The organism is Kitasatospora sp. NPDC036934, from assembly GCF_055608425.1.
In genome coordinates this window covers 1-22,722 of sequence record NZ_JBVJQR010000033.1, presented here as the reverse complement: position 1 = coordinate 22,722, position 22,722 = coordinate 1, and the positions used below count along the sequence as shown (strand labels likewise).

At 74.4% G+C, this 22,722-nt stretch carries 17 protein-coding genes and 1 rRNA gene; 4 read left to right on the top strand and 14 right to left on the bottom strand.

The genetic code is table 11. The features are described from left to right. Positions 1-211 precede the first annotated feature (211 nt). The 3 genes from ACZ7BZ_RS33210 to ACZ7BZ_RS33200 form a co-directional block, all read right to left on the bottom strand. Positions 212-1,654: an aldehyde dehydrogenase family protein gene (locus ACZ7BZ_RS33210; RefSeq protein WP_470361597.1), complete on the bottom strand. Its 1,443-nt coding sequence runs from the start codon at positions 1,652-1,654 to the stop codon at positions 212-214. A gap of 143 nt (positions 1,655-1,797) precedes the next feature. After that, positions 1,798-3,363 (bottom strand): PucR family transcriptional regulator, encoded by a 1,566-nt coding sequence (locus tag ACZ7BZ_RS33205; protein ID WP_470361596.1) that lies wholly within the window; start codon positions 3,361-3,363, stop codon positions 1,798-1,800. 157 nt (positions 3,364-3,520) lie between these two features. Beyond that, complete coding sequence (locus tag ACZ7BZ_RS33200; RefSeq protein WP_470361595.1) at positions 3,521-5,593, bottom strand: type IV secretory system conjugative DNA transfer family protein; 2,073 nt, start codon at positions 5,591-5,593, stop codon at positions 3,521-3,523. A 241-nt stretch (positions 5,594-5,834) separates the two neighbouring features. Here ACZ7BZ_RS33200 and gabT point away from each other — a divergent pair, with 241 nt between their 5' ends. Continuing rightward, positions 5,835-7,175 (top strand): 4-aminobutyrate--2-oxoglutarate transaminase, encoded by a 1,341-nt coding sequence (gabT, locus tag ACZ7BZ_RS33195; RefSeq protein ID WP_380461474.1) that lies wholly within the window; start codon positions 5,835-5,837, stop codon positions 7,173-7,175. Between the two features lie 491 nt (positions 7,176-7,666). Next, complete coding sequence (locus ACZ7BZ_RS33190) at positions 7,667-8,308, top strand: phosphatase PAP2 family protein (RefSeq protein ID WP_470361594.1); 642 nt, start codon at positions 7,667-7,669, stop codon at positions 8,306-8,308. A 5-nt stretch (positions 8,309-8,313) separates the two neighbouring features. Here ACZ7BZ_RS33190 and ACZ7BZ_RS33185 read toward each other — a convergent pair whose 3' ends face one another. Then, positions 8,314-8,712 carry a DUF2218 domain-containing protein gene (locus tag ACZ7BZ_RS33185; RefSeq protein ID WP_470361593.1) on the bottom strand — a complete coding sequence of 133 codons (399 nt, stop codon included), beginning with the start codon at positions 8,710-8,712 and terminating at the stop codon, positions 8,314-8,316. A gap of 166 nt (positions 8,713-8,878) precedes the next feature. Between ACZ7BZ_RS33185 and ACZ7BZ_RS33180 the strand changes: the two genes are divergently transcribed. Next, positions 8,879-9,424, top strand: coding sequence for a MarR family winged helix-turn-helix transcriptional regulator (locus ACZ7BZ_RS33180; RefSeq protein ID WP_470361592.1), 546 nt, complete (start codon positions 8,879-8,881; stop codon positions 9,422-9,424). Here the strand turns inward: ACZ7BZ_RS33180 and ACZ7BZ_RS33175 are convergent. Beyond that, the gene (locus ACZ7BZ_RS33175; protein WP_470361619.1) at positions 9,315-10,256 is read right to left on the bottom strand and encodes an EamA family transporter; all 942 of its coding nucleotides are present in this window, start codon (positions 10,254-10,256) and stop codon (positions 9,315-9,317) included. The genes ACZ7BZ_RS33180 and ACZ7BZ_RS33175 overlap by 110 nt on opposite strands. A gap of 109 nt (positions 10,257-10,365) precedes the next feature. On the opposite strand from ACZ7BZ_RS33175, the gene ACZ7BZ_RS33170 reads away from it, so the two are divergent. Then, positions 10,366-11,340: a LysR family transcriptional regulator gene (locus ACZ7BZ_RS33170; protein ID WP_380461470.1), complete on the top strand. Its 975-nt coding sequence runs from the start codon at positions 10,366-10,368 to the stop codon at positions 11,338-11,340. Here ACZ7BZ_RS33170 and ACZ7BZ_RS33165 read toward each other — a convergent pair. The 9 genes from ACZ7BZ_RS33165 to rrf form a co-directional block, all read right to left on the bottom strand. After that, positions 11,337-12,101 (bottom strand): ZIP family metal transporter, encoded by a 765-nt coding sequence (locus ACZ7BZ_RS33165; protein ID WP_470361591.1) that lies wholly within the window; start codon positions 12,099-12,101, stop codon positions 11,337-11,339. The genes ACZ7BZ_RS33170 and ACZ7BZ_RS33165 overlap by 4 nt on opposite strands. Positions 12,102-12,462: 361 nt before the next feature. Next, entirely contained in the window at positions 12,463-14,163 is a 1,701-nt protein-coding gene (locus tag ACZ7BZ_RS33160) for a restriction endonuclease (protein ID WP_470361590.1), read from the bottom strand. A gap of 114 nt (positions 14,164-14,277) precedes the next feature. Further along, positions 14,278-16,101 carry a hypothetical protein gene (locus ACZ7BZ_RS33155; RefSeq protein WP_470361589.1) on the bottom strand — a complete coding sequence of 608 codons (1,824 nt, stop codon included), beginning with the start codon at positions 16,099-16,101 and terminating at the stop codon, positions 14,278-14,280. A gap of 360 nt (positions 16,102-16,461) precedes the next feature. Next, positions 16,462-17,118, bottom strand: a complete 657-nt coding sequence (locus ACZ7BZ_RS33150; protein ID WP_470361588.1) for a YigZ family protein — start codon at positions 17,116-17,118, stop codon at positions 16,462-16,464. Between the two features lie 96 nt (positions 17,119-17,214). Beyond that, positions 17,215-18,504 carry a DUF6986 family protein gene (locus ACZ7BZ_RS33145; protein ID WP_470361587.1) on the bottom strand — a complete coding sequence of 430 codons (1,290 nt, stop codon included), beginning with the start codon at positions 18,502-18,504 and terminating at the stop codon, positions 17,215-17,217. A 115-nt stretch (positions 18,505-18,619) separates the two neighbouring features. Further along, complete coding sequence (locus ACZ7BZ_RS33140) at positions 18,620-20,185, bottom strand: DUF2637 domain-containing protein (protein ID WP_470361586.1); 1,566 nt, start codon at positions 20,183-20,185, stop codon at positions 18,620-18,622. Between the two features lie 208 nt (positions 20,186-20,393). Next, positions 20,394-21,059 (bottom strand): response regulator transcription factor, encoded by a 666-nt coding sequence (locus tag ACZ7BZ_RS33135; RefSeq protein WP_470361585.1) that lies wholly within the window; start codon positions 21,057-21,059, stop codon positions 20,394-20,396. Beyond that, a complete protein-coding gene (locus ACZ7BZ_RS33130; RefSeq protein ID WP_470361584.1) occupies positions 21,011-22,420 on the bottom strand; it encodes a sensor histidine kinase in 1,410 nt (469 codons plus the stop codon). Before ACZ7BZ_RS33130 ends, ACZ7BZ_RS33135 begins: the two co-directional genes overlap by 49 nt. Positions 22,421-22,646: 226 nt before the next feature. Continuing rightward, a 5S ribosomal RNA gene (rrf, locus tag ACZ7BZ_RS33125) occupies positions 22,647-22,722 on the bottom strand; the annotation flags it as partial.

Here is a 22,722-nt window from a genome sequence, read left to right as displayed (position 1 = left end):
GCCCGCACCACGCGCACCGTCCCCGTCGGCACCTCGCCCGGCCCACCCGCACGCATCGACACCACGCACCCCCCACAACGACGAACGCCGGTCTCCGGGACAAGTCCCGGAGACCGGCGTCACTCAGCGCAGCCGATCAGTCACACCCGCCCACAGCGTCCGTGGCGGACCGGGCCCTCCGGCGATCGGACACTCTGAGATCTCAGCGGTTTCAGAGGTCGAGACCGGTCAGGACCATGACCTTCTCGACGGTGTAGTCGTCCATCGCGTACTTGACGCCCTCACGGCCGACCCCCGAGTCCTTGACGCCGCCGTACGGCATCTGGTCGGCCCGGTAGGACGGCGCGTCGCCGATGATCACACCGCCGACCTCCAGCTCCCGGTGGGCCCGGAAGGCGGTCTGCAGGTCGTGGGTGAACACGCCCGCCTGCAGGCCGAACGGCGAGTCGTTGACGGCCGCGAAGGCCTCGTCCACGCCCTCCACCCGGTGCAGCGACAGCACCGGACCGAACACCTCGGCCTTGGCGAGGATCGCGTCGGCGGGCAGCTCGGCCAGCACGGTCGGCGCGTAGGTCGCGCCCTCGCGGGTCCCGCCGGCGAGCACCTTGGCGCCCTTGGCGACCGCGTCGTCCACCCAGGACTCCACCCGCTTCGCGGCGTTCTCGTCGACCAGCGGGCCGACGTCCGTCGCGTCGTCGTTCGGGTCACCGGTGACCTGCGCCCCGACCTTGGCCACGACCTTCTCCACCAGCGCGTCGTACACCGACGCGTCGGCGATCACCCGCTGCACCGAGATGCAGGACTGGCCGCCCTGGTAGTTGGCGAACATCGCGATCCGGGTCGCCGCCCAGTCCAGGTCGGCCTCCGAGGACCAGTCGGCGAGCACCACGGCCGCGGCGTTGCCGCCCAGCTCCAGGGTGGTGTGCTTGCGCGGCACCGAGTCCATGATCTGGTAGCCGACCTTGTCCGAACCGGTGAAGGAGATCACCGGCACCCGGGCGTCCTGCACCAGGGCCGGCATCCGGTCGTTCGGCACGGTCAGGATCGACCAGGAGCCGGCCGGCAGGTCCGTCTCGGCCAGGATCTCGCCCAGCACCATCGCCGACAGCGGGGTCGCCGGAGCCGGCTTGAGGATGATCGGGGCGCCGACCGCGATCGCCGGGGCGACCTTGTGGGCGACCAGGTTCAGCGGGAAGTTGAACGGGGCGATCCCCAGCACCACACCGCGCGGGAAGCGGCGCACCACCGCGAAACGGCCCACGCCACCCGGGTCGGTGTCCAGCCGCATCGTCTCGCCGTTGGTGCGGCGCGCCTCCTCGGCGGCCCAGCGGAAGACCGACACCGCGCGGCCGACCTCACCGCGGGCCCACTTGATCGGCTTGCCGTTCTCGGCGGTGATCAGCTGGGCGAGCTCCTCGGTGCGCTCCGCCAGCCGCCTGGCCACGTGGTCCAGGGCGGCGGCCCGCCGGTGCGCCGGGGTGGCGGCGAACACCGGCAGCGCGGCCACGGCGGCGTCCAGCGCCTCCTCGACCTGCGCCTCGGTCGGAACGCTGACCTTGCCGACCAGACGGCCGTCCCAGCTGTTGTGCACCTCGAAGGCGGCGTCGCCGCTCGCCCGGCGGCCGGCGAGCCAGAAATCGTACGTGGTGGTCACCGTGGTACCGGCCCTCTCCTCGTCGTCGTACGGCCCACGGGCGTGGGACCCGAACCCGAGGGTAGGTGCGACGGCGGGCCGACCGGATTGGCCGACCAGGAGTGTTCCGGCCCGGAGCCACTCCACCCCGTCCAGCCGGGCGCCTACTCCTCACCCGAGCGCAGCGCCAGCCACAGCTCCATCCGCACGTCCGTGTCGTCCAGCGACCGGCCCAGCAGCTCCTCGACCCGGCGCATCCGGTAGCGCAGCGTGTGCCGGTGCACCCCGAGGTCCGCCGCCGCCGCGTCCCACTGCCCGTGCCGGGACAACCACGCCCGCAACGAGGCCACCAGGTCACCGCGGGCCGTCCGGTCGTGCTCGCGCAACGGCCGCAGCAGCCCCTCCGCGAACGCCGTCACCGCTTCCTCCCCGAGCAGCGGCAGCAGCGACCCCGCGCCGACCTCCTCGTGGTCCACCGAGCGGCGGCCACCGCGCAGCGCCACCGCCAACGCCCGCTCCGCCTGGGCGTACGCCGTACCGGCCTCCTCCAGCGCGGCCGGCGCCGACACGCCCAGCGACAGGCCCTCGTGCTCCTCCACCACGCCCAGACAGGCCCGGTGCACCGCGCCGTTGTCCGGCGCCAGCACCATCAGCCGCGGCCCGTGCGTGCCCTCCTCCCGCGCCACCAGCAGCTTCTCGCCCACCCGGGCACCCGCCTGCTCGGCCCGGTCCCCCAGCTCCACCAGCGCCTCCGCGGCATCCGCGTTCGGCCCGGCCCCGGCCACCAGGACCCGTATCGTCCCCTCCGGCATCCCGCCGAACAGCCCCACCGCCACCTGCCGGGCCGTCGCCACCTCACCCGCCAGCACCATCCGCAGCAGCGCCGCGCCCATCCGCTCCTCGGCCTGCCGCAGCTCGCGCGAGCGCTCCAGGGTGAGGGTCAGCAGCGCCACCGCCGCGTTCAGCACGTACCGCTCGGTCGGCGTGATCCGGTCCTCGGTGCCGACCGCCAGGAAACCCCGGGCCCGCCGGTCCGCCCCCAGCGACTGGACCACCACGTAGTCCTCGTCCGCCGTGTCTATCCCCGGCGACCGCCCCTGCAGGGCGGCACTCGACGGCGCCGGCCGCCGTCGCAGCCGGTCCACCTCCGCCGCCAGCCGCCCCGCGCGCCGCGCCGCCCAGTCCGGCGCCACCACCGACAGCGCACCCGACCCGTCGTACAGCGCCGCCCAACCCCCCAGCCGGGCCGCCAGCCGACGCACCACGGCCGTCGTGCCGTCCTTGCCCAGCGCCGCCCGGGTCAGCTCCTCCTGCGCCTCGAAACTGGTCGTCACCGCCTCGTACTGCTCCGCGGCCAGCGCCGCCGACACCACCTTGCTGATCGCGATGAACGGCGTCGGCTCCGGCACCCGCAGCAACGGCAGCCCCCGCTGCTGCGCCGCGTCCACCAGCGGCTGCGGCACCTCGGTGTGCGACAGCCCCACCCCCAGCCCCAGCCCGACCACCCCGGCATCGGCCAGCCGGTGCACGTATGCCTGCAGCTGCGCCGCCGTACGGCCCAGCTTGATACCGGTGGTGAGCAGCAGCTCGCCACCCTCCAGGAACGGCGTGGGGTCGTCCAGCTCACTGGTGTGCACCCAGCGGACCGGCCGCTCCAGGTGGTCCGCACCGGCGAGCACCGTCAAGTGGAGCGAACTGTTGCGGACGACGGAGGCGAGTGTGGGGGGCATGGCACCTTCGAAGGGGGGGTCGACCTGACCGCGCCGTTGCGGCCGGGCGAGGAGAGGGCAGTGGGACTGGTGAGGGTCTCTCCCCTTCATTATGGACGCCCCGGACAACCGGCACGGCCGAATCCACCTCGAAGGCGACTTCCGGGCCCGCCCCGGCTCACCCCCGCAGGTCCACCAGCAACGGCGGCACCTGCTCCCCCGACACCGCCGTCAACGACACCACCGCGTGTCCGGCCGGCAGCGCGTGCGCCAGATCCGACGGCGACCACCGCAACCGCTCCACGTCCCGCGTCGTCACCGACTCCGTCTGCGCCGTCGTCCCCGACAAGGCCTTCCGCCCCAGCCGCCCGGCCCGCCGCATCACCCCGCCAGAGGTGTCGGGGGTGTGGGTCACCGCGGTCTCCTGCACCAGGTGAGTCCCCCAGGCCTCCGAGAACAGCCGGCCGTCCCAGGGCGCGATCCCGGGGAAGGCCACCCGGCAGCCCACCGCGCCGAACAGCGGCGCCCGCAGCGCCTCCGGCAGGTCCACCAGGGTGCGCAGCAGCAGCACCGCACCCGCGTTCGCCCCGCGCATCCGCTGCAGGCCCCGGACGGAGCCGGCGTCCAGCGCGGCCGAGGCGTCGTCCACCACAAGGCCCGCGAACAGCGAACGGTCCGCACGCGCCCCGGCCGCCTGCACGAACTGCCCCACCACCAGCCGGGACAGCATCCGGGCGGCCTCCGGGTGACTGCGCTCCGGCAGCTTCACCCGCACCCGCAGCGGATGGTCCAGCACCCGCATCGCGAACGGCGGACGGCCCGTCCCGTCCGTCGCGAACGCCCCCTCGAAGGCGGGCCGCTCCAGCAGCCCCAGCCGGTCCGCCAACAGCGACCCCGGATCGTCCGCCCGGCCGCGCTGCCGCTCCCGGTGGTCCAGGTCCCGCTCGTACGCGGCCAGCCGGCCCGCCACGCCCAACGCCTTCACCAGCGCCGCCAGCGCGTCCGGATCACCGCCCAGCAGCGCCCGCAGCTCGCGCACCCCCGGGTAGCGGCCGTACGCGGCGTGGAACGGACCGACCACCTGCTGCAGCGCGGTCCGCGCGTTCTCCGCCCGCGCGGTCAGCTCGTCCGGCAGCAGCGCGTCGGCCAGCCGGGCCGCGGCCTCGTCCGGGTCCTGCGCCGCACCGTAGAGGTCCAGCCCGTACACCGAGGCCGGGTCGCCGGGCGCGATCACCACGTCGTACCAGGCGTCCGGCCCGAGGTCGGCGTCCGAAGCCCCGACCACCACCGCGCACGCGGTCCCGGCCAGCGCCTGCAGGCACAGCGCCTCCGCCACCGGCCGGGCCAGCCGTGCCGTCTTCCCCGTCCCGGCCGGGCCGACCGCCAGCAGCGACGTGCCCAGCACCGCCGGGTCCAACGCGAAGTCCGCCGCCCGGTGGCTCAACGGGTTCTTCGGCACGTCCTGCGCCACACCAAGGCAGACCTGGCCGAGCAGGAGATCGTGCCGCCGCACCCGCCCCGGCAGCTCACGGGCCTCGGAGGGATGGGCGAAGGCCGCCGCGCCCCGGGCGGCCACCTGCTCGGTGAAGGCGGGCAGGAACACCGGATCCGCCTGCGCGGACTCCCAGGCCCGCTGGATCCGCACGTAGTCGACGTCGCCGACCGCCTCCCCGTCCAGCCGCGCCGCCGCCTCGACCGCCCCGCCCCGACGCAACCCGTCCCACGGACCCAGCCCGCGGGCCGCCTCCGCCGCCGGCCCGGCCTCCTCGGCCGGCTCCTCCTGGGTCACCGTCCGCGACAGCAGCGGGGCGACGTAGCGGCGCCAGACCTCGGGCCAGCGGCCCATGCGGCCGAAGACCTTGATAACCACGGCGAGAACCAGGACGTTGAGGGTCAGCACCACGGAGAGGGCGACGAAGGCCGACTGCGACGGGAGGACGCCGATGATCGTGGTCCCGTCCTTGGCCAGCTCGACCCCGTACACGAAGGCCAGCCACCCCACCACCACGTTGAGCCCCGCCCGCAGCAGCAGCGGCCAGGTCGGCACCCGGGCCGCCTCCGCGCGTTCCGGGTCGATGCGGCGGTAGCCGAGCCGGTAGACGCCCGGTTCGGCTTCGGGGCGCGGGGCAGTGGCCCAGGCGGCGAGGTCGAAGGCCCCGCCGGGTGCCGTTGCGGGCCGTTGGTGGGGCAGGGGGTTGGGGGGTCTGGTGGTGCTGTGTTCGACGTGGTGGTGTGACCCGTCCTGTGCCATGTACGGCCCCGCTCCCTCGCCCGCCCGGCCCGACCGCCGTCGGTGCCGCCATACCCATGCCGCCGTACCGGCGACACGCCCGCGCTCAGGGTAGTGGAGTGGGGTCTGCGGGTAGTCGTGGCGCCCGTGCTGGCCGTGCCGGACAAGTCGGACGGCGCAGTGCTACCGAGTGGCGCATGCCCGGTCGGGGAGGGCGGCCGTAGCCTGCGAAGCACCGAGCCGAGAAGTCTGGAGATACCCCATGAGCGCCGTAACGCCGCTCCCGCAGGAGCGCCGTCTGGTCACCGCGATCCCGGGTCCGAAGTCGCAGGAGCTGCAGGCCCGCAAGCTGGGTGCGGTGGCGGCCGGTGTCGGCACCACCCTGCCGGTGTACATCACCCGTGCCAACGGCGGCGTGCTGGAGGACGTGGACGGCAACTCGCTGATCGACTTCGGTTCCGGCATCGCCGTGACGAACGTCGGCAACAGCGCCGAGGCCGTGGTGGCCAAGGCGAGCGAGCAGCTGGCCGCCTTCACCCACACCTGTTTCATGGTGACCCCGTACGAGGGTTACGTGGCCGTCGCCGAGCAGCTGAACGAGCTGACCCCGGGTGACCACGAGAAGCGCACGGCGCTGTTCAACTCGGGCGCCGAGGCGGTCGAGAACGCGGTGAAGATCGCCCGCGCCTACACCAAGCGCACCGCCGTCGTGGTGTTCGACCACGGCTACCACGGCCGCACCAACCTGACCATGGGCCTGACGGCGAAGAACATGCCGTACAAGCAGGGCTTCGGTCCGTTCGCGCCGGAGATCCACCGAGTGCCGGTCGCCTACCCGTACCGCTGGCTGACGGGCGCGGAGAACTGCGCCGCCGAGGCCGCCGCGCAGGCGATCGACATCATCAACAAGCAGATCGGCGCGGAGAACGTCGCCGCGATCATCATCGAGCCGATCCAGGGCGAGGGCGGCTTCATCGAGCCGGCCAAGGGCTTCCTGCCGGCCATCGTGGAGTACGCGAAGGCGAACGGGATCGTGTTCGTCGCCGACGAGATCCAGACCGGTTTCTGCCGCACCGGCCAGTGGTTCGCGTGTGAGGACGAGGGCATCGTCCCTGACCTGATCACCACCGCCAAGGGAATCGCCGGCGGTCTGCCGCTGGCCGCGGTGACCGGTCGCGCCGAGATCATGGACGCCGCGCACGCGGGTGGCCTGGGCGGCACCTACGGCGGCAACCCGGTGGCGTGCGCCGCCGCGCTGGGCGCCATCGAGACCATGAAGGAGCAGGACCTCGTCGGCAAGGCGCAGCGGATCGGCGAGATCATGCTGGGCCGGCTGCGCTCGATGCAGGAGAAATTCGACATCATCGGTGAGGTCCGCGGCCGCGGCGCGATGGTCGCCGTCGAGCTGGTGAAGCCGGGCGGCAAGGAGGCGAACGCGGAGGTCACCGCGGCGATCGCCAAGGCGTGCCACGCCGAGGGCCTGGTCGTGCTGACCGCCGGCACCTACGGCAACGTGCTGCGCTTCCTGCCGCCGCTGGTCATGCCGGAGCACCTGCTGAACGAGGGCCTGGACATCCTGGAGGCCGCGTTCGCCGCCGTCTGAGCGGTGTCGTCCACCAGGTCGTGAACCCCCTCCGGAGGGATGTCCGGACAGCGCTGAACGGCCCGTGGGGACCTCTGGTCCGCACGGGCCGTTCGGTTTGGCCGGGGCCCGCCGGGGCCGGTTCGCACGGCCGTCCGGACGTCCGGAGGCGGCGTCGGAGGCGGCGTCCGCAGACGGTCCCGGGCGGGGTGAAGATGATGTGCGGAATCGCTGGAGGCGCTCGGTGCGGAAGGGTGGTTGACGTAGTGTCATCGCAGATGGACAGCGAGCCTCAGCCATTGGCGGAGCCGTCCGCGGAGCCTCCCCGAGGGGTGGGTCCGCGAGGGCGCCGCGAGGACAACCAGGCCATCCCGGAGGGGACGGCACACACCGAAGGCCGATCGACCGACCGTCCGACCCACACCCCCCGGGGCGCACGGAACGGCGATCATCAGAGCCGCCCCGGAGCTCTCCCCCCTGCTCCGGGGCGGCTGTCCGCCGTCCTGGGCCGGGTGGCCCGGTCGGTGGCGGTGCCGGTGGTGGCGGCCGTGGTGCTGCTGGCGGTGTCCTGGCAGGTGGCGGTGGACGGGCCGCTGCTCGGTCTGGACCGCTCGGTCCGCGCGGCCGTCCGGTCGTCCCACCGGGACCATCCGAGCGCCCTGCTGGACCAGCTGGGCCGGCTGCTGTCGGACCTGGGCGGCGGGGTCCCGGCCGTGCTGGTGCTGCTGGCGGCCGGCGGACTGGCCGCCTGGTGGTGGCGCCGGGCGGGGGCGGCGCGCTGGTGGCTGCCGTTGCCGGTGGCCGCGGCGACCGCGGCACTGATCCCGCTGCTGGTGGTCCCGGCGAAGGCGGCGTTCGCGCGGCCGGGCCCGCTCGGGGATCCGCTGGTACCGGGGCAGTGGGGCTGGTACCCGTCCGGGCACACCGCGACCGCGACGTTCTCGTACGGCGTGGCGGCGCTGCTGCTGGCGCGGGCGGCGGGGCGGTGGACGGCCCGGGGGCTGACCGCGGGCGCGGTGGCGCTGGCGCTCGGGGTGGGCGCGGGACTGGTGTGGAGCGATTACCACTGGGTGCTGGACGTGATGGCCAGCTGGTGCCTGGCCACCCTGGTGCTGTGGGCGCTGGACCGGTGGTTGCCCCAGCCCGGCGGCTGAGGGCCTCAGGCCCCGGTGGTGCCCTCGCCCGTGGCACCTTCCTCGGTGGCACCTTCCTCGGTGGCGCCCTCCTCCGGGGCGTCATCCTCGTTGCGGTGGACGAGGCCGGCCTCGCCGTTGTCGCGGTGCCACTCGACGACCAGCTCGTCGCGGGCGCCGAAGCGGACGAGGTGGCGGCCGACGACGTCCTCCAGGGTGGGCAGGTCCTCGCGCTCGCCCTCGACGGTGAGCAGCAGCGCGTCCGGCTGGGCCTCCAGGGTGGCGGTCCCGGCGCGGAAGACCAGGGTGCCGCGGCCGGTCTCCGGGGAGAAGGAGGTCTCGATCCGGCGGCTCATGTGGGCGGCGAGCTGCTTGGCGTAGCGGGCGGGGCGGTCGGTGGCGACGCGGGCGGTGGAAACGGGCATGGGTGCTCCAAGGGCGGGGAGGGGACTTAGGGTGCCCTCACTCGCCGGTACCGTAACGCAGATACTGAGTTAAGCTCAACATATTTCTCCGATCACTTCCCCCAGTCGGCCGCCCGCCCGGAACCGGCCGATACGCTGGGGCCGACGCCAGCCGAGGAGACCGCCGATGACCACCACGCCGACCGACGATCCGGCGGACTCCTCCCCCGGGCCCCGGCCCGATGCCCCCGGCACCACCGCCGAACTCGCGGACGCGATGACCAGGGCGATCAAGCGGATCCGTCGGCAGACCAGCTGGCGGCTGGAGCCGTACGGCATCACCCCCGGCCAGGCCCGGGCCCTGCGCACGCTCGCCCACGTGCCCGGCTGCGGGACGCCGGACCGCGCGATGCGGCTGAGCGACCTCGCCGACCAGCTGCACATCGCCCCGCGCTCGGCCACCACGGTGGTCGACGCGCTGGAGGACGCCGGGCTTGTCGAGCGCCGCCCCGACCCGGCGGACCGGCGGGCCGTCCGGATCCTGCTGACCGAGGCCGGGCGCGCGGCGGTGGAGCGGATCGGACAGGTCCGGGACGAGGTGGCGCAGGACTACTTCGGCGAGGTCAGCCCCGGGGACGAGGAGGTGCTGCTGCGAGTGCTGCGCGCGGCCGAGGCCCGTTTCCTGGCAGCCGGGCCGCCGGCACGGACGGCGCCCCCGGGCGCAGCGCGGTGATCCCGATCCCGGCGACCACCAGCAGGGCCGCCGCGGCCGCCGTCGGGGTGACCCGCTCGCCGAGCAGAAGCCAGGCCGAGGACATCCCGAAGACCGGCACCAGCAGCGAGTAGGGCGCCACGGCGGTGGCGTCGTAGCCGCGCAGCAGGTAGCTCCAGGCGACGAAGCCGAACAGGGTGGAGAGCAGCCCGACGTAGCCGATCACGCCGAGCCCGCCCAGGGTCATCCCGCGCAGCGCGCGCAGGTCCGCGTCCGGGCCCTCGACCAGCAGGGACAGGGCCAGCAGCGGCAGCGGCGGGACGGCGCTGACCCAGACCATCCAGCGCAGGGCGTCCGGCGGCGCGGCCCTGCGGGTGAGCACGTTGGACAGGCCCCAGGCGACGGCCGCCAGCACCACCAGGACGAAGGCCTCGAACGGCGCGCCCAGGCCCTGGTCCACGGCGCTCAGGGCGATGCCCGCGAATGCCAGCGCCAGACCGAGCAGCCGCCGCCGGCCCGGGCGCTCGCGCAGCAGGACGGCGGCGAACAGCGCGGTGAAGCCGGCCTGGCCCTGGAGCACCAGGGAGGAGAGGCCGGCCGGCATCCCGGCGTGCATGCCGAGGAACAGCAGCCCGAACTTGACCACCCCGAGGACCAGACCGACCGCCAGGACCCAGCGCCAGGCGACCTTGGGCGGGCCGACGAAGAAGACCGCCGGCACGGCGACCACGGCGAACCGCAGGGCGCAGAAGAGCAGCGGAGGGAAGCTGTCCAGGCCGATGTGGATCAGGACGAAGTTGAGGCCCCAGACGGCGGCCACCAGGACGGCCAGGGCGATGTGGCGCGGGCGCATGGTCGAGCCGGCCGGAGCGGCGGGTGTGGCGGTCATGGGTCGAGCATGGCGGCGCGGAAACGTGTAGCACCAGCGATGATTGCTGAATCGGACACTTTAGGGTTGCTACATGATGGATCTCGGGCGCCTGCGGGCGCTGCACGCGGTGGCGGTGCACGGCTCGGTCGGCGGGGCGGCGGCCGCGCTCGGGTTCACGCCCTCGGCGGTCTCCCAGCAGATCGCCAAGCTGGAACGGGAGACCCGCACGGTGTTGCTGGAGCGCCAGGGCCGGGGCGTGGTGCTGACCGACGCGGCGCGGGAACTGGCCGCCACCGCGCGGACCGTCCTGGGACTGGTGGAGCAGGCCGAGGTGCGGCTGGAGGAGCAGCGCGGCCGGGCGGTCGGACGGCTTCTGGTGGCCTCCTTCGCGACCGGGGCGCGCGGGCTGATGCCCGGAGTGCTGGCCGAACTGCGGCAGCGCTGCCCGGAGCTGGACGTACGGCTGCTGGAGAGCGACCCGTACCCGGCGGCGGAGCTGGTGGCGCGCGGCGAGGTGGACCTGGCGCTGGTGCAGGACTGGCCGACGGTGCCGCTGCCGGTGCAGGAGGGCGTCGCCCGGCTGGACCTCGGGACGGACCCGGTGGACCTGGTGCTGCCCGCCGGGGACGAACTGGCGGCGCTGGACGCGGTGCCGGTGGAACGGCTGTGCGGGCAGCGCTGGATCAGCGTGCCGCCGGGCAACATCTGCCACGACTGGCTGGTCACCACCCTTCGCGAGGCCGGTGAGGAGCCCGACGTTCGGTACCAGGTCGGCGACTTCGAGACCCAGATCGCCCTGGTGGCGGCCGGACTGGGGATGGCCGTTGTGCCCCGGCTCGGCCGGGGCCCGCTCCCGGCCGGGGTGGCGGCCCGTCCGGTCGCCTCGCAGCCGAGTCGGCGGGTGTTCGCGCTCTGGCGCTCCCAGGCCTCCCGCCGGCCGGCGATCACCGAGGCTCTGGCGGCGATGCGGAACTGCTGGCGCTCGCTCCCCGGGCACCCGCCGGACATGGCCCAGGTCCCTGTCCGGCCGATCCGGGCCCGGCGAGCTCGACCGGACGGGGCCTAGCTGGCGAAGCCGATGACCAGCCACATGAAGCCGACCCCGGCCACCGTGCACAGCAGGGTGCTGCGCGAGGGGTGCGGGCTGTGCGCCTCGGGCAGGATGTCCGAGGTCGCCAGGTAGAGCAGGAATCCGGAGAAGAAACCCAGGTAGAGGCCGAGCAGGTGCTCCGGGATGGTGAAGGCCAGGGTGATCGCGGCGCCGGAGACCGGGGCCAGCGCGTCGGCGGCGAGCAGGGTCAGCGCCCGGCGCCGGTTGTTCCCGTACAGCCGGGTGATCGTGTACGTGTTGAAGCCGTCGGCGAAGTCGTGGGCGACCACCGCGATGGCCACCACGGTGCCGACCGTGGTGCCGGCCTGGAAGGCGGCGCCGATCGCGAAGCCGTCCATCACGCTGTGCCCGACCAGGGCCAGCGCGGCGGTCATGCCGACGCCCTGGTGTCCGGAGCGGTGGGCGTGGCCGTGCTGGTGGCCGTGGGTGTGCGCGGCGTACTCGCCCTCGTGGCTGCGGTGGATGGCGACGGCGCGCTCGATCACGTGGATGGTGAGGAAGCCGCCCGCGAACATCAGCAGCGCCTGGGGCACGCCGTGCACCTCGCCGGGTGCCTGGTGGATGGCCTCGGGCAGCAGGTCGAAGGCGACCACGCCGAGCATCAGTCCGGCGGCGAAGCCCAGCACCAGGTGGCGACGGTCGCCGGTGCGCTGGGCGACGAAGCCGCCGATCAGCGTCATCAGGAACGCCCCGGCGGCGACCAGGACAGCGGTCATCGGGCCCCCTCCGCCGTCGGGTCGGCCGGGCCTGCCGGTCCGGTCGGGCCCGCCGGGTCCGCCGGGTGGCCGGGGACGACGTGTGGTCTGCCGAGCGCTCTGCCCATTCCTCTCCCCCTGGGGTCCGCCCGTGGCCGGGCCGACCGCCGACCGTACCGGACGTCCGTTCGACGGTGATCGCCCGGGGGTACCGCTGACCGGGCCGTTCCTCGGCTGCGGTCCCTTCGGCCCGGTCCCCTCAGCCTTGGTCCGGACTTGGAGGGGCGCCCGCCGGGTGGGCCGCCGGGGTGAACTCCCGTCGAGGCGGATCGAGGCAGGCCGGGGCGGATCGGCGCGGGCCGGGTGGGGCGGGCCGGGCCGATCAGTGACCGGCGGCGAGCGGCAGGCCGAGGTGGGTGCGGGCGAGTTCGCGGACGCCGTCGCCGTCGATCAGGTGGATGTGCCGGTGGCTCTCCTCGGCGGTGAGGTCCAGGGCCTCGTCGGCGAAGCCGCCGGTGGTCAGCCGCAGGCCGCGCTCGGCGGACTCCTCGCGGACCGCCTCGGCCAGGGTCTCGATCTGCTCCGCGGTGACCGACGCGGTGTCCCGGGAGGCCCAGACCACCCAGCGGCCGGGCAGCGCGCTGCCCGGGGCACCCTCACCGGTGGCCACCAGCCCGGCCGGACCGCGCAGCCGCACGCTCCACTCGGCGAGCCCGCCCCGGGTGAGCAGGTCGCGCACCAGCTGGGCGAACTCGTTGGCGGACAGGTCGGACGTGGCCGGGACGGCGGCACCGGCCCGGGCGGTCGGCTGGACGACGGCCCGGGCGTACGGGTCCGGGGTGACGGCGGCCCCGAGCTGGCGCAGCCGGACCAGGGCCTCGTCCCGCTCGGCGTCGGCGTAGACGCCCTCGTCGTCGCGGTCCTCGTACGGGGTCTCCGGCGGCAGCAGCCGGGTGCGGGCCAGCGCGTCGCGGTCGGCGTCCACGCTGAGCAGGCAGAGCGGCTCGGCCGCGCCGGGCTCGCGCAGCCAGCCGTTGAGGACGACGCCGGCGAGTATCTCGTCGGTGTCCACGGCGTCGGCGGCCTGCAGGGAGCGCAGGGCGAGCCGGGCGACCAGCCGCAGGTAGTCGGCGGCCCGGTCCGCAGGCGGCCGCGGCACCGGGACGATGTCGCCGTCGGGGGCGAGCCGGTAGCCGGTGAGCGAGGGCACCAGGTCGAGCGGGGGCAGGTCGAGGTCCAGCACGACGGTGCGGGTGAGCGGGCGGAAGACCGCCCGACAGGGGGCCGGCAGGTCCTGGGTCGCGGTCTCGGCGGCGGCCAGTGCCCGTTCCAGCAGCGACTCCACGGCGGCCGGCTCGGCCAGCCGGTAGGCGCGCCGGCATTCCTCCAGGCTCTCGTTGTACTCGCGCACGGCGCGGGCCCGGGCCTCCTCTGCCGCCTCGTGGGCGCGCCGTGACTCCCCGGCGGCCGGGCTGCCGGCTTCGGCCCGGCGGGTGCGCCACTCGCGCAGGGTGCGCTGGTGGGTGAGCCGGGCCCGGGCGAGTTCGCGCTGGTAGCCGGAGTCCAGCAACCGGCGGGACGGGCCGCTCTCCGGGTCGGCGGCGGCCGGCTCGGCGGGGGCGAAGTCCTCCCAGCGGGGCTCGGCACCGTCGGCGGCGTCCGGGCCGTCGGCCGGGTAGGGGCGGGGCTCGTAGTGGCGCAGCTGGCTCTCGAAGTCCATCGCCGAGACGGGCAGCGCGGCCCGCCGCAGCAGGTCGGCCAGCCGGTCGTGCTCGGCCTGGACGGTGAGCGTGCGGTGGTGGGTGAGGGCGGCGGCCCTGGCATGGGCCGCGAGGGCCTCGTCGGGGTCGGGACCGGCGGGGCCCGGGTCGGCGGAGCCGGAGGCCGGCGATCCGGCGGGGGCGGCCGGGCCGTCCCCGGTCGCCCCCGGGCCGGGGCGCTCGGGGGCGGCCCCGCCCGAGGCATCGTCCGACTCCGGGCCCTGGTCGGAGCCGAGGTCGCGGAAGACCGAGGCGAGGAAGCCCGGTTGGGGGAACTGGACGGTGGCGGTGCCGTCGGACTGGCCGTCTGCTGAGTACTGCATCGGTCGTCGTTCCCCCATGCTCGTCCGGCACCTGCCCGGGGCGAGAAACCGGACCGCGGCCCCGCCCCTGCCGGACATTGTCCACCGAACGGGCGCAGCGGTCAGCCAAGCCCGTCAGTTGGTCCGGGTGTTGGTGAGGTGCAGGCCGATGTAGCCGACGTAGATCCGGCCACTGCCGGAGCAGTCGTCCAGATAGTGCAGCCGGGGTGCGGTGCGGCCGCCGCCGATCCGCAGGTGCGCGCCCATGAACGCGCGCCGGGAGGCGTCGACGCATTCCGGCACCGGCAGCATCCGTTCGCGCTTCCACTTGGTGTGGCTGAACACCGTCCGGGACTCCCCGCGCACCGCCTTGCGCGGCGGGAAGCGGTGACAGCCGTCAGGGGTGTGCTCGCACCACTGCTTGAAGTCCCCGCCGGCCGTGCCGCGCACGGCTGCCTCCGCGTACTCCTGGAGCGCCGTCAGGCCGTCCCAGGCCAGCCGGGCCCAGCCGGCTCCGGCGCACTGGAGTCCGTCCAGGGCGAGCGCGTTCTTCTGGTCCCCGGTGAAGGAGAGCAGGGGGAACTCGCCGATCCTGGCGAGGAGTTCGGTGAAGGTCGCGGGCTTGCCGGGGCATCCGGAGGACTGGGCGGCGGGGCGGCCGGCTGCCGGGGCGCCGCCCGGTCCGCTGCAGTGACGGCCGGCCAGGGAGCCGCGGGTGCCGGTGCGGAGGCGGCCCTCGTGACCGTCCCTGGACTGGCCCCGGTCGCGGCGTTCGAGGCGGAGGATGCGTCGGACCCGCTCCAGTTCGTCGGCCCTGGCCTGCTGTTCGGCGCGGTCCTGCTGCTCCTCGCGGGCGAGCGCGGCCAGTTCGGCGGCGGGGTCGGTCCGGCCGGTGGGGGCCGGGACTGCGAGGGTCGGGCAGGTGGGGGTCGGGACGGTGCTCGCGGTGGTTTCCCCGCGGGTGTCCGTCTCCCCGACCAGGTCGGCGGCCGGGCGCAGTTGCGGGGGCGGGACGCGCAGCACCGGGACGGCGGCCAGCGGCGCCGGCAGCGGCTGGTCGGCGGCGAGGCGGCGCGGCTCGCGGGCGAGCAGCCCGGCGGCGCGGCGGAGGTCCTGTTCTATTCGGCCCCGGGCGAGCACCGGATGTCGGGCGCCGTCCTGCCGGGAGGCCGGGTCGACCTCGGGCAGGTAGGTGCGCACCGCGCCGCCGTACACGGCGTGGTACTCCAGCGCCACGTTGAACCCGGTGCGGGCGCCCGGGTCCAGCACGTACGCGGTGGCGAGGCCGGGGAGTTGGCGGCAGAGCGGGCGGACGACCTCCTCGACCCAGTGGTCGAGCGGGAGGTTCACCGGCACGCTGGCGACCACCGTGGGCAGCCGGCGCTCCGGGTCGCACAGCTCGTCGATCAGGGCGTCCACCTCGTCGGCCGTGATCACCCGGGGAGCGGGGTGGACGGCGGCCGGGCCGTCGGCGGCGTCGAGCAGCGGCAGCAGGGTGCGGGCGAGTTCAGGCACCGGCACCCGGCAGGGGGTGCGCACACCGCTGCCGGTGTGGTGGGTCTCGGCCTCCAGCCGGACCCAGGTGGGGCCGCCGGCCCCGGTGGCGACGGTGAGGGTCAGCTGTCGGGTGCCGTGCGGGGCCGGGGTGCGCAGGCGACGGCGGTCGTAGCGGCCGGCGCCCGGGCCGCCGCGCAGCGGTCCGTGGTCCCGGTCCAACAGGACGCGCTCGCCCAGGCGCAGGCGCTCGGCGACGGGGGACGTCCCCGCGGTGGCACCGGGGGCGGGCGGGGGCTCCTCGCAGCCCTCCTGCTTCAGCCAGGAGGCGAGGTGTTCGTCGGCCAGGGCGACGGCCTCGGCGTGCGGGAGGGCAGTGGTGACGGTCATCCGGTAGGGCGTCGCGGGGCCTCGGAGGCCGGGTAGGTCGGCACCGGCGAGCGACGGCGAGTGATCTGAGGTCATGCGCATACCTCCGTGGTGCGGGGTGGGGTCCGTTGTCCTCCATCGATGGTTTTCGTCCGGTTCCGCCGGATCCTTGCCCAGGAAACGCCACGGCCGGGAGCGGAAGTTCCAACTCCGGGCCACGACACTACGTTCGAGTGAATCTGTTCAAGCCGTCTTCCGCGTGGCGCGGCCGCTCGGTTACGGGGAGCGACCCAGGTTGCGCGGCAGCGCGGGTCGATCAGGCCCCACCGGAGGCCGGACCGGGCCGATCGCGATCCGGCCGGACGGGTGGCCGGAACCCGCCGCCCAGGCGGGGAGGGCACAGCCTGCGGAACAGGTGCGGCCCGCAGAGCACGCGGAGCCCACGGAGCCCACGGCTCAGACCGGTACCTCGACGTAGGTGCGGCCGGCCGGCACGGCGACCGCGGTTCCGCCGGTCGCCTCGGCCAGCCAGGTGTGGAACCCGGCCACCTCCGGCTCCGGCACGCCCACCTCGATCCGCACCCCGGCCGCCTCGTAGGCGAGGTCGTTCACCGCGTACCCGGCGGCCCGCAGGTCGTTCTCCACCCGCCCGGCGCGCACGTGGTCCGCCGTCACCGCGAGCAGCGCGACCGGCCGCCGCTCCAGCAGGCCGACCTCGTCGACCGCCTGCGACACGGCGTTCCCGTACGCCCGCACCAAACCGCCCGCGCCGAGCTTGATCCCGCCGAAGTACCTGGTCACCACCGCGACGGTATCGGTGAGGCCGCGCCGGCGCAGCACCTCCAGCATCGGCACCCCGGCCGTGCCGCCGGGCTCGCCGTCGTCGCTGGAGCGCTCGCGGCGCTGGTCGTCGCCGACCACGAAGGCAGTGCAGTTGTGCCGGGCGTCCCAGTACTGCTTGCGGACGCCGGCGATGAACGCCTGTGCCTCGTCCTCGTCGGAGACCCGGGCGAGGTGGCAGATGAAGCGGGACTTCTTGATCTCGGTCTCGTGGCTGCCGGCCCGCCGGATGGTGAGGTACGGCCTGGCGGTCGGTTCCGGCGTGGCGGACATGACGCGGTGGTTCTCCCGGGAACGGCGACGGCTGGCGGTGCGCGCCCCGTGGTCGGGGGCGGCACCCGCCAGCCTAGTTGGCGCGCGGCCGGGGACTCAGCGGCCGGCCAGGGCGTCCAGCTGGGCGCGGTCCAGACCGGTCAACGCGGTGACCTCGGCCGGGTCGACGGCGCCGCAGTCCAGGCCACGCAACAGGTAGCCGCTGAGCGCCCGGGCGGTGGCGGGCTCGTCCATCACGTCGCCGCCCGCCTTGGCGACGTAGGCGGCCAGCCGGGCGGCGGCGGCCGCCAGGCCCTCCCGGTAGAAGGAGTACACAGCGACGTAGCGGGTCGGCAGGTGCGCCGGGTGCATGTCCCAGCCCTGGTAGTAGGCGCGGGCCAGCGAGCGGCGGACCAGGTCGTGGTGGAGCTTCCAGGCGGCGTGCACCTGCTCGGTGGAGCCGGTGGGGATCACATTGGTGGAGCCGTCGGAGAGACGGACGCCGGTGCCGGCCGCGGCCACCTGCATGACCGCCTTGGCGTGGTCGGCGGCGGGGTGGTCCATGCTCTGGTGGGCCGCGCTGACGCCGCAGGAGGCGCTGTAGTCGAAGGTGCCGTAGTGCAGGCCGGTGGCGCGGCCCTCGGCGGCCTCGATCATCCGGGCGACGGTGGCCCGGCCGTCCGGGCCGAGGATCGCCTGGGTGGTCTCGATCTGGATCTCGAAGCCGATCCGGCCGGCGGGCAGCCCGGCCCGGTGCTCGAAGTCCTCCAACAGACGGACCAGCGCGGTGACCTGCTCGGCGTAGGTGACCTTGGGCAGGGTGAGGACCAGTCCCTCCGGCAGCCCGCCGTTCGCCAGCAGGGTGGCGAGGAACAGCTCCAGGGTGCGGATGCCGCGGGCGCGGACGGGCTCCTCCATGCACTTGATCCGGATGCCGAGGTACGGCGGTGCGGCGCCCTCGGCCACCGCGGCGGCGACCAGTTCGGCGGCCCGGACGGCGGCGGCGTCCTCCTCGGCGTCCGGGCGGGGGCCGTAGCCGTCCTCGAAGTCGATCCGCAGGTCCTCGACCGGCTCGCGCTCCAGCTTGGCGCGCACCCGGGCGTGCACGTCGGCGAGCAGTTCGTCGTCGGCCACGCCGAGGGCGCGGGCCAGCTCGGCGGGGGTGCCGGCATGGGTGTCGAAGGCCTCCAGGGCCCGGCGGCCCCACTCCCGTACGGTGTCCGCGCGGAAGGCGTCGGCCGGAACGTAGACGGTGTGGACCGGCTGCCGGGTACCGGAGTCGCCCGGGTAGCGGCGCGCCAGGTCGGCGTCCACCGGGGCGAGCAGCGCCTCCACGGCGGTGCGGGCGGCGGCGGAGAAGGAGGCCCCGCCCGTCGGTCCGGTTCCGTCGACCTCGACCTGCGACATCCGCGCTCCTCCATGCCGAACCAGCACTTCAACAAATTGTTGAGGTGACGGTAGCTCCGGCGGGGACGGCCGTCAATGGCCGACCGAGCGGTGGACGCGGGGTGTCAGCGCGGGCTCAGTCCCTCCCGGCGGCTTGGAAGCGCGCGTTCAGCTTCGGGTAGAGGTCGGCTACCTCCTTGGGGTGGACCGAGCCCTCCGGCCCCTTGCCGGTGACGCCGTACTCCGTGGTCAGCCACTCGGCGAGGCGCTGGGCGTCGGGCTGGTGGCCGTGGTTGTCGATGTACGAGAGCAGGCCCTCGTACGCCACGTCGACGTCGAGGTGCGCGGGCGCCGGAGCGGGTTCGGGCTGGCCGGCACGGGTCGGTTGCCGGCCCTGGTCCGGCCGGTCCTGCGGCTGGGGGTGCTGGGGCTGGGGCGCAGAAGCAAGCTCCGGGGTCGACTCGTCGACGGCCGGGGCCGCAGCGGCGAACCAGGGCGAGGACTGGCCGGGTGCGCGGCCGCCAGGCGTGGCGGGTGCCGCGGAGTTGACGGGGGCGGCATCGGGCCGCTGACCGCCGGAACGGACCTGGCGCGCGACCCAGACGTCCAGTTCCTCACCGCGCTGCTGCGGGGCCTCCTCCGGCTCGGCTTCCGGCTCGTTCTCGGCGCGTCGGCGCACTGCGGCCAGCTTCGCCAGCACCGGCCCGGCCACCTCGACGGGCACCGGCGGGACCGTGGCGGAGGCGGGAGCCTGCGGCTGTGGCTGATCCGCGACCTGGGACGGCTCCGGATGAGGCGCGAGGGCCTGGGCCTGGGGCTGGGGCTGGGGCTGCATCGGCGTGCGTGTCTGCGTCTGCTGCGGCGGCAGGGCCCGCTGCGTGTGCGGCTGCTGCGGCTCCTGGACCGGAGCCGCTTCCACCTCGGCGATGGCCGCGGCCGCGTGGTTCTGCTGGGGCTGGGGCTGGGCCTCGAGTTGCTGGGACTGCTGCTCCGTCAGCGCTTCCTTGGCCTCCCGCTCGCGGGCCTCCTCGTCCAGCCGGTCCAGCAGCGACGGGTCCAGCGGGACACCGAACTTGGCGAGCTTGAGCGGCAGCAGCGCCTGGATCGGGGCCGAGCGGCGCCAGCCCCGGCCGTAGCGGAAGCGCAGCTGCGCCCGGTAGACCAGCCGGTTCTGCTCCAGCCGGATGACCTCCTCGTAGGAGCGGAGCTCCCAGAGCTTCATCCGCCGCCAGAGCCGGAAGGTCGGCACCGGGGAGAGCAGCCAGCGCATCACCCGGACCGACTCCATGTGACGGTCCGCCGTGATCGCCGCGATCCGACCGACCGCGTGCCGGGAGGCCTCGACCACCACGACGAACAGCACCGGGATGACTGCGTGCATCCCCATGCCGAGCGGGTCGCCCCAGGAGGCGGCAGCGTTGAAAGCAATGGTGGCGACGGTCAGCAGCCAGGCCGTCTGGCGCAGCATCGGGAACGGGATCCGCAGCCAGGTCAGCACCAGGTCGAGGGCGAGGAGCACCACGATGCCCGCGTCGACGCCGATCGGGAAGGCGTAGGAGAAGGCACCGAAACCTTTCTCCAGGGCCAGCTCGCGCACCGCGTTGTACGAGCCTGCGAAACCGATGCCCGAGATGATGCAGGCGCCGGCCGCGACCAGGCCGAGCAGGCCGCGATGGGCCTTGGTGAGCGTTGGGCGTGCCATTACGTCTATCAACCCCTGGATGTCGGCGCTGCCGTACGCGCCTCGGCTGCCGGTTCCCGCCAGTCGGGCCGCCGGACGGCTGAGCGGCCTCCGGGCTCGGCCCACCGGAGTTTACTCGTACGCGTGTTTCAGCGTTTCCGCAGCCTGGAGTGTCACCGTACCGGCCGTACCGGTGCCTGCGCCCGGACCGGTCGGGCCGGTCGGGCCGTCAGTGGCTCTGCCCCGCCGTGCCGTTGAGGTAGGCCAGCACCGCCATCACCCGGCGGTTGGCGTCCTCGTCGGGGGCCAGCCCGAGCTTGCCGAAGATGTTGGCGATGTGCTTGGCCACGGCGCCGTCGCTCACCGCCAGGCGGGCGGCGATCGCCGAGTTGGAACAGCCCTCGGCCATCAGTTCCAGCACCTCACGCTCGCGCGGGGACAGTCCGAGCAGCGGACCGGGACGGCGCGAGGTGGTCTGCATCAGCTTGGCGATCACGTCCGGGTCCATCGCCGTACCACCGGCCGCCACCCGGCGGACCGCGTCGATGAACTGCCCGGCGTTGAACACCCGGTCCTTCAGCAGATAGCCGACCCCGCCGGTGCCGTCCGCCAGCAACTCCCGCGCGTACAACTGCTGGACGTGCTGGGAGAGCACCAGCACCGGCAGGCCGCGGATCTCCCGGCGTGCCTGGAGAGCGGCCTGGAGACCCTCGTCGGTGAGCGTCGGGGGCAGTCGGACGTCCACCACCGCCACGTCCGGGCGGTGGGTCAACAGCGCCTCCAGCAGCTCGGGGCCGGTCTCCACGGCGGCCGCGATGGTGAAGCCGTGTGCTTCCAGCAGCCGGGTCAGGCCTTCGCGAAGGAGGTAGAGGTCCTCGGCGAGGACAACTCGCACGGCAACTCCAGGGTGATGGTGGTGGGACCGCCCGACGTGCTGTCGATGGCGAGGACACCGTCGAAGGTACCCAATCGTCGCTCGATCCCGCGCAGGCCCGTGCCCCGCGAGGGATCCGCCACGCCCACACCGTCGTCCGTCACCGTCACCCGCAGGATCCCGGCCCGGTACAGGATGTCCACCCACACCTGGTCGGCCCCCGAGTGCTTGGCCGCGTTGGCCAGCAGCTCGCTGATGCTGAAGTAGACCGCCGCCTCGACCGGGGCCGGCAGGCGGTCCGGCAGGCTCACGAACACCTCGGTCGGCAGCGCGCCGTCCAGCGCCAACGCCCGGACCGCATCGCCGAGTCCGCGCTCGGCGAGCACCGGCGGGTGGATGCCGCGGACCAGGTCTCGCAACTCCTGCAGCGCCCGCGCCGAGGACTGCCGCGCCTCGGACAGCAGCTCCCGCGCGGCCGCCTGGTCGGTCTCCATCAGGTGCTCGATGGTGCCCAGCGTCATCCCGATCGCGACCAGCCGCGCCTGGGCGCCGTCGTGCAGGTCACGCTCGATCCGCCGCAGCTCGGCCGCCTGGCTGCCCACCGCATCCGCCCGGGTCTCGGTCAGCACGGCCACCCGCCTGGTCAGCTGGGCGTGCGTCGCCCGGCCGTCCTGATCCAGCACCCGGCGGGCGGCCTCCGCGTAACCGCGCACCGCGTACGGGGCGAGGAGTATCCCGACCAGGACCATGCCACCCCCGACCAGCAGGCTCAGCGTGACGCGTGTCATCCGCGCGCTGATCGGGCCGAACCCGACGGTCGGCACCGCCCCGCCCAGCGCGAAGGCCGCGCCCAGCACCAGCAACAGGCCCACCGCGCCGGCCAGGGCGGCGACGAGGACGGGGTTCACGATCAGCCAGAGGATCTCGGCCCGGGTGGTCCGGTCCCGCAGGCCCCAGTGGATCAGCTGCGCGTACTTCGCGACCGCCCGCGAGCGGTGGTACGAGTAGCCCGTCCACCAGTGCCCGCGGTCGTCCAGCTCCAGCTCAGGCATCGACTGGTAGACCGCCGGCAGCCGGATGTCGTACCAGCGCTCCAGGAACCGGCGGGTGCGGTCCGCCGTCCGGCGGACGCACGCGGCCGCCACCGCGGAGCCCGCGACCGCGGCGGCCGCGAGGGCCACCAGGGAGACCGGGTAGTAGTACTGCAGGAACCGGGCCGTCACCACCCCCGCGATGACGGCCGCCCCCACCGGGAGCACGAAGCCCGGCACAGCCGCCAGCACCACCTGGGCCAGCCGGCCCAGGCCCTGGCCACCGGCCCGGAAGGCCTCCTGGGTCTGCGCACGCACGGACGTGCCGCTCGTACGGGTCTCTGTCGTCACGCAAGCTCCTGATGCCGGTACCGATCGTCCTCTTCAGTGTTCACGAACGACCCGCTCGGGACACTGGCCGTGGCACCCCAATTCCGGGGTAGACCTAGGACCACCTGACGGTGGTAGGAGCAACACCCACCCTTTCGGGATGATCCGACTGATTCGGTTGATCTGACTGGCCCGGAAATGCGAAAAGCCCCTGATCCAAAAGGATCAGGGGCTTTTCTGAAGAATTGTTCGGCGGCGTCCTACTCTCCCACAGGGTCCCCCCTGCAGTACCATCGGCGCTGTGAGGCTTAGCTTCCGGGTTC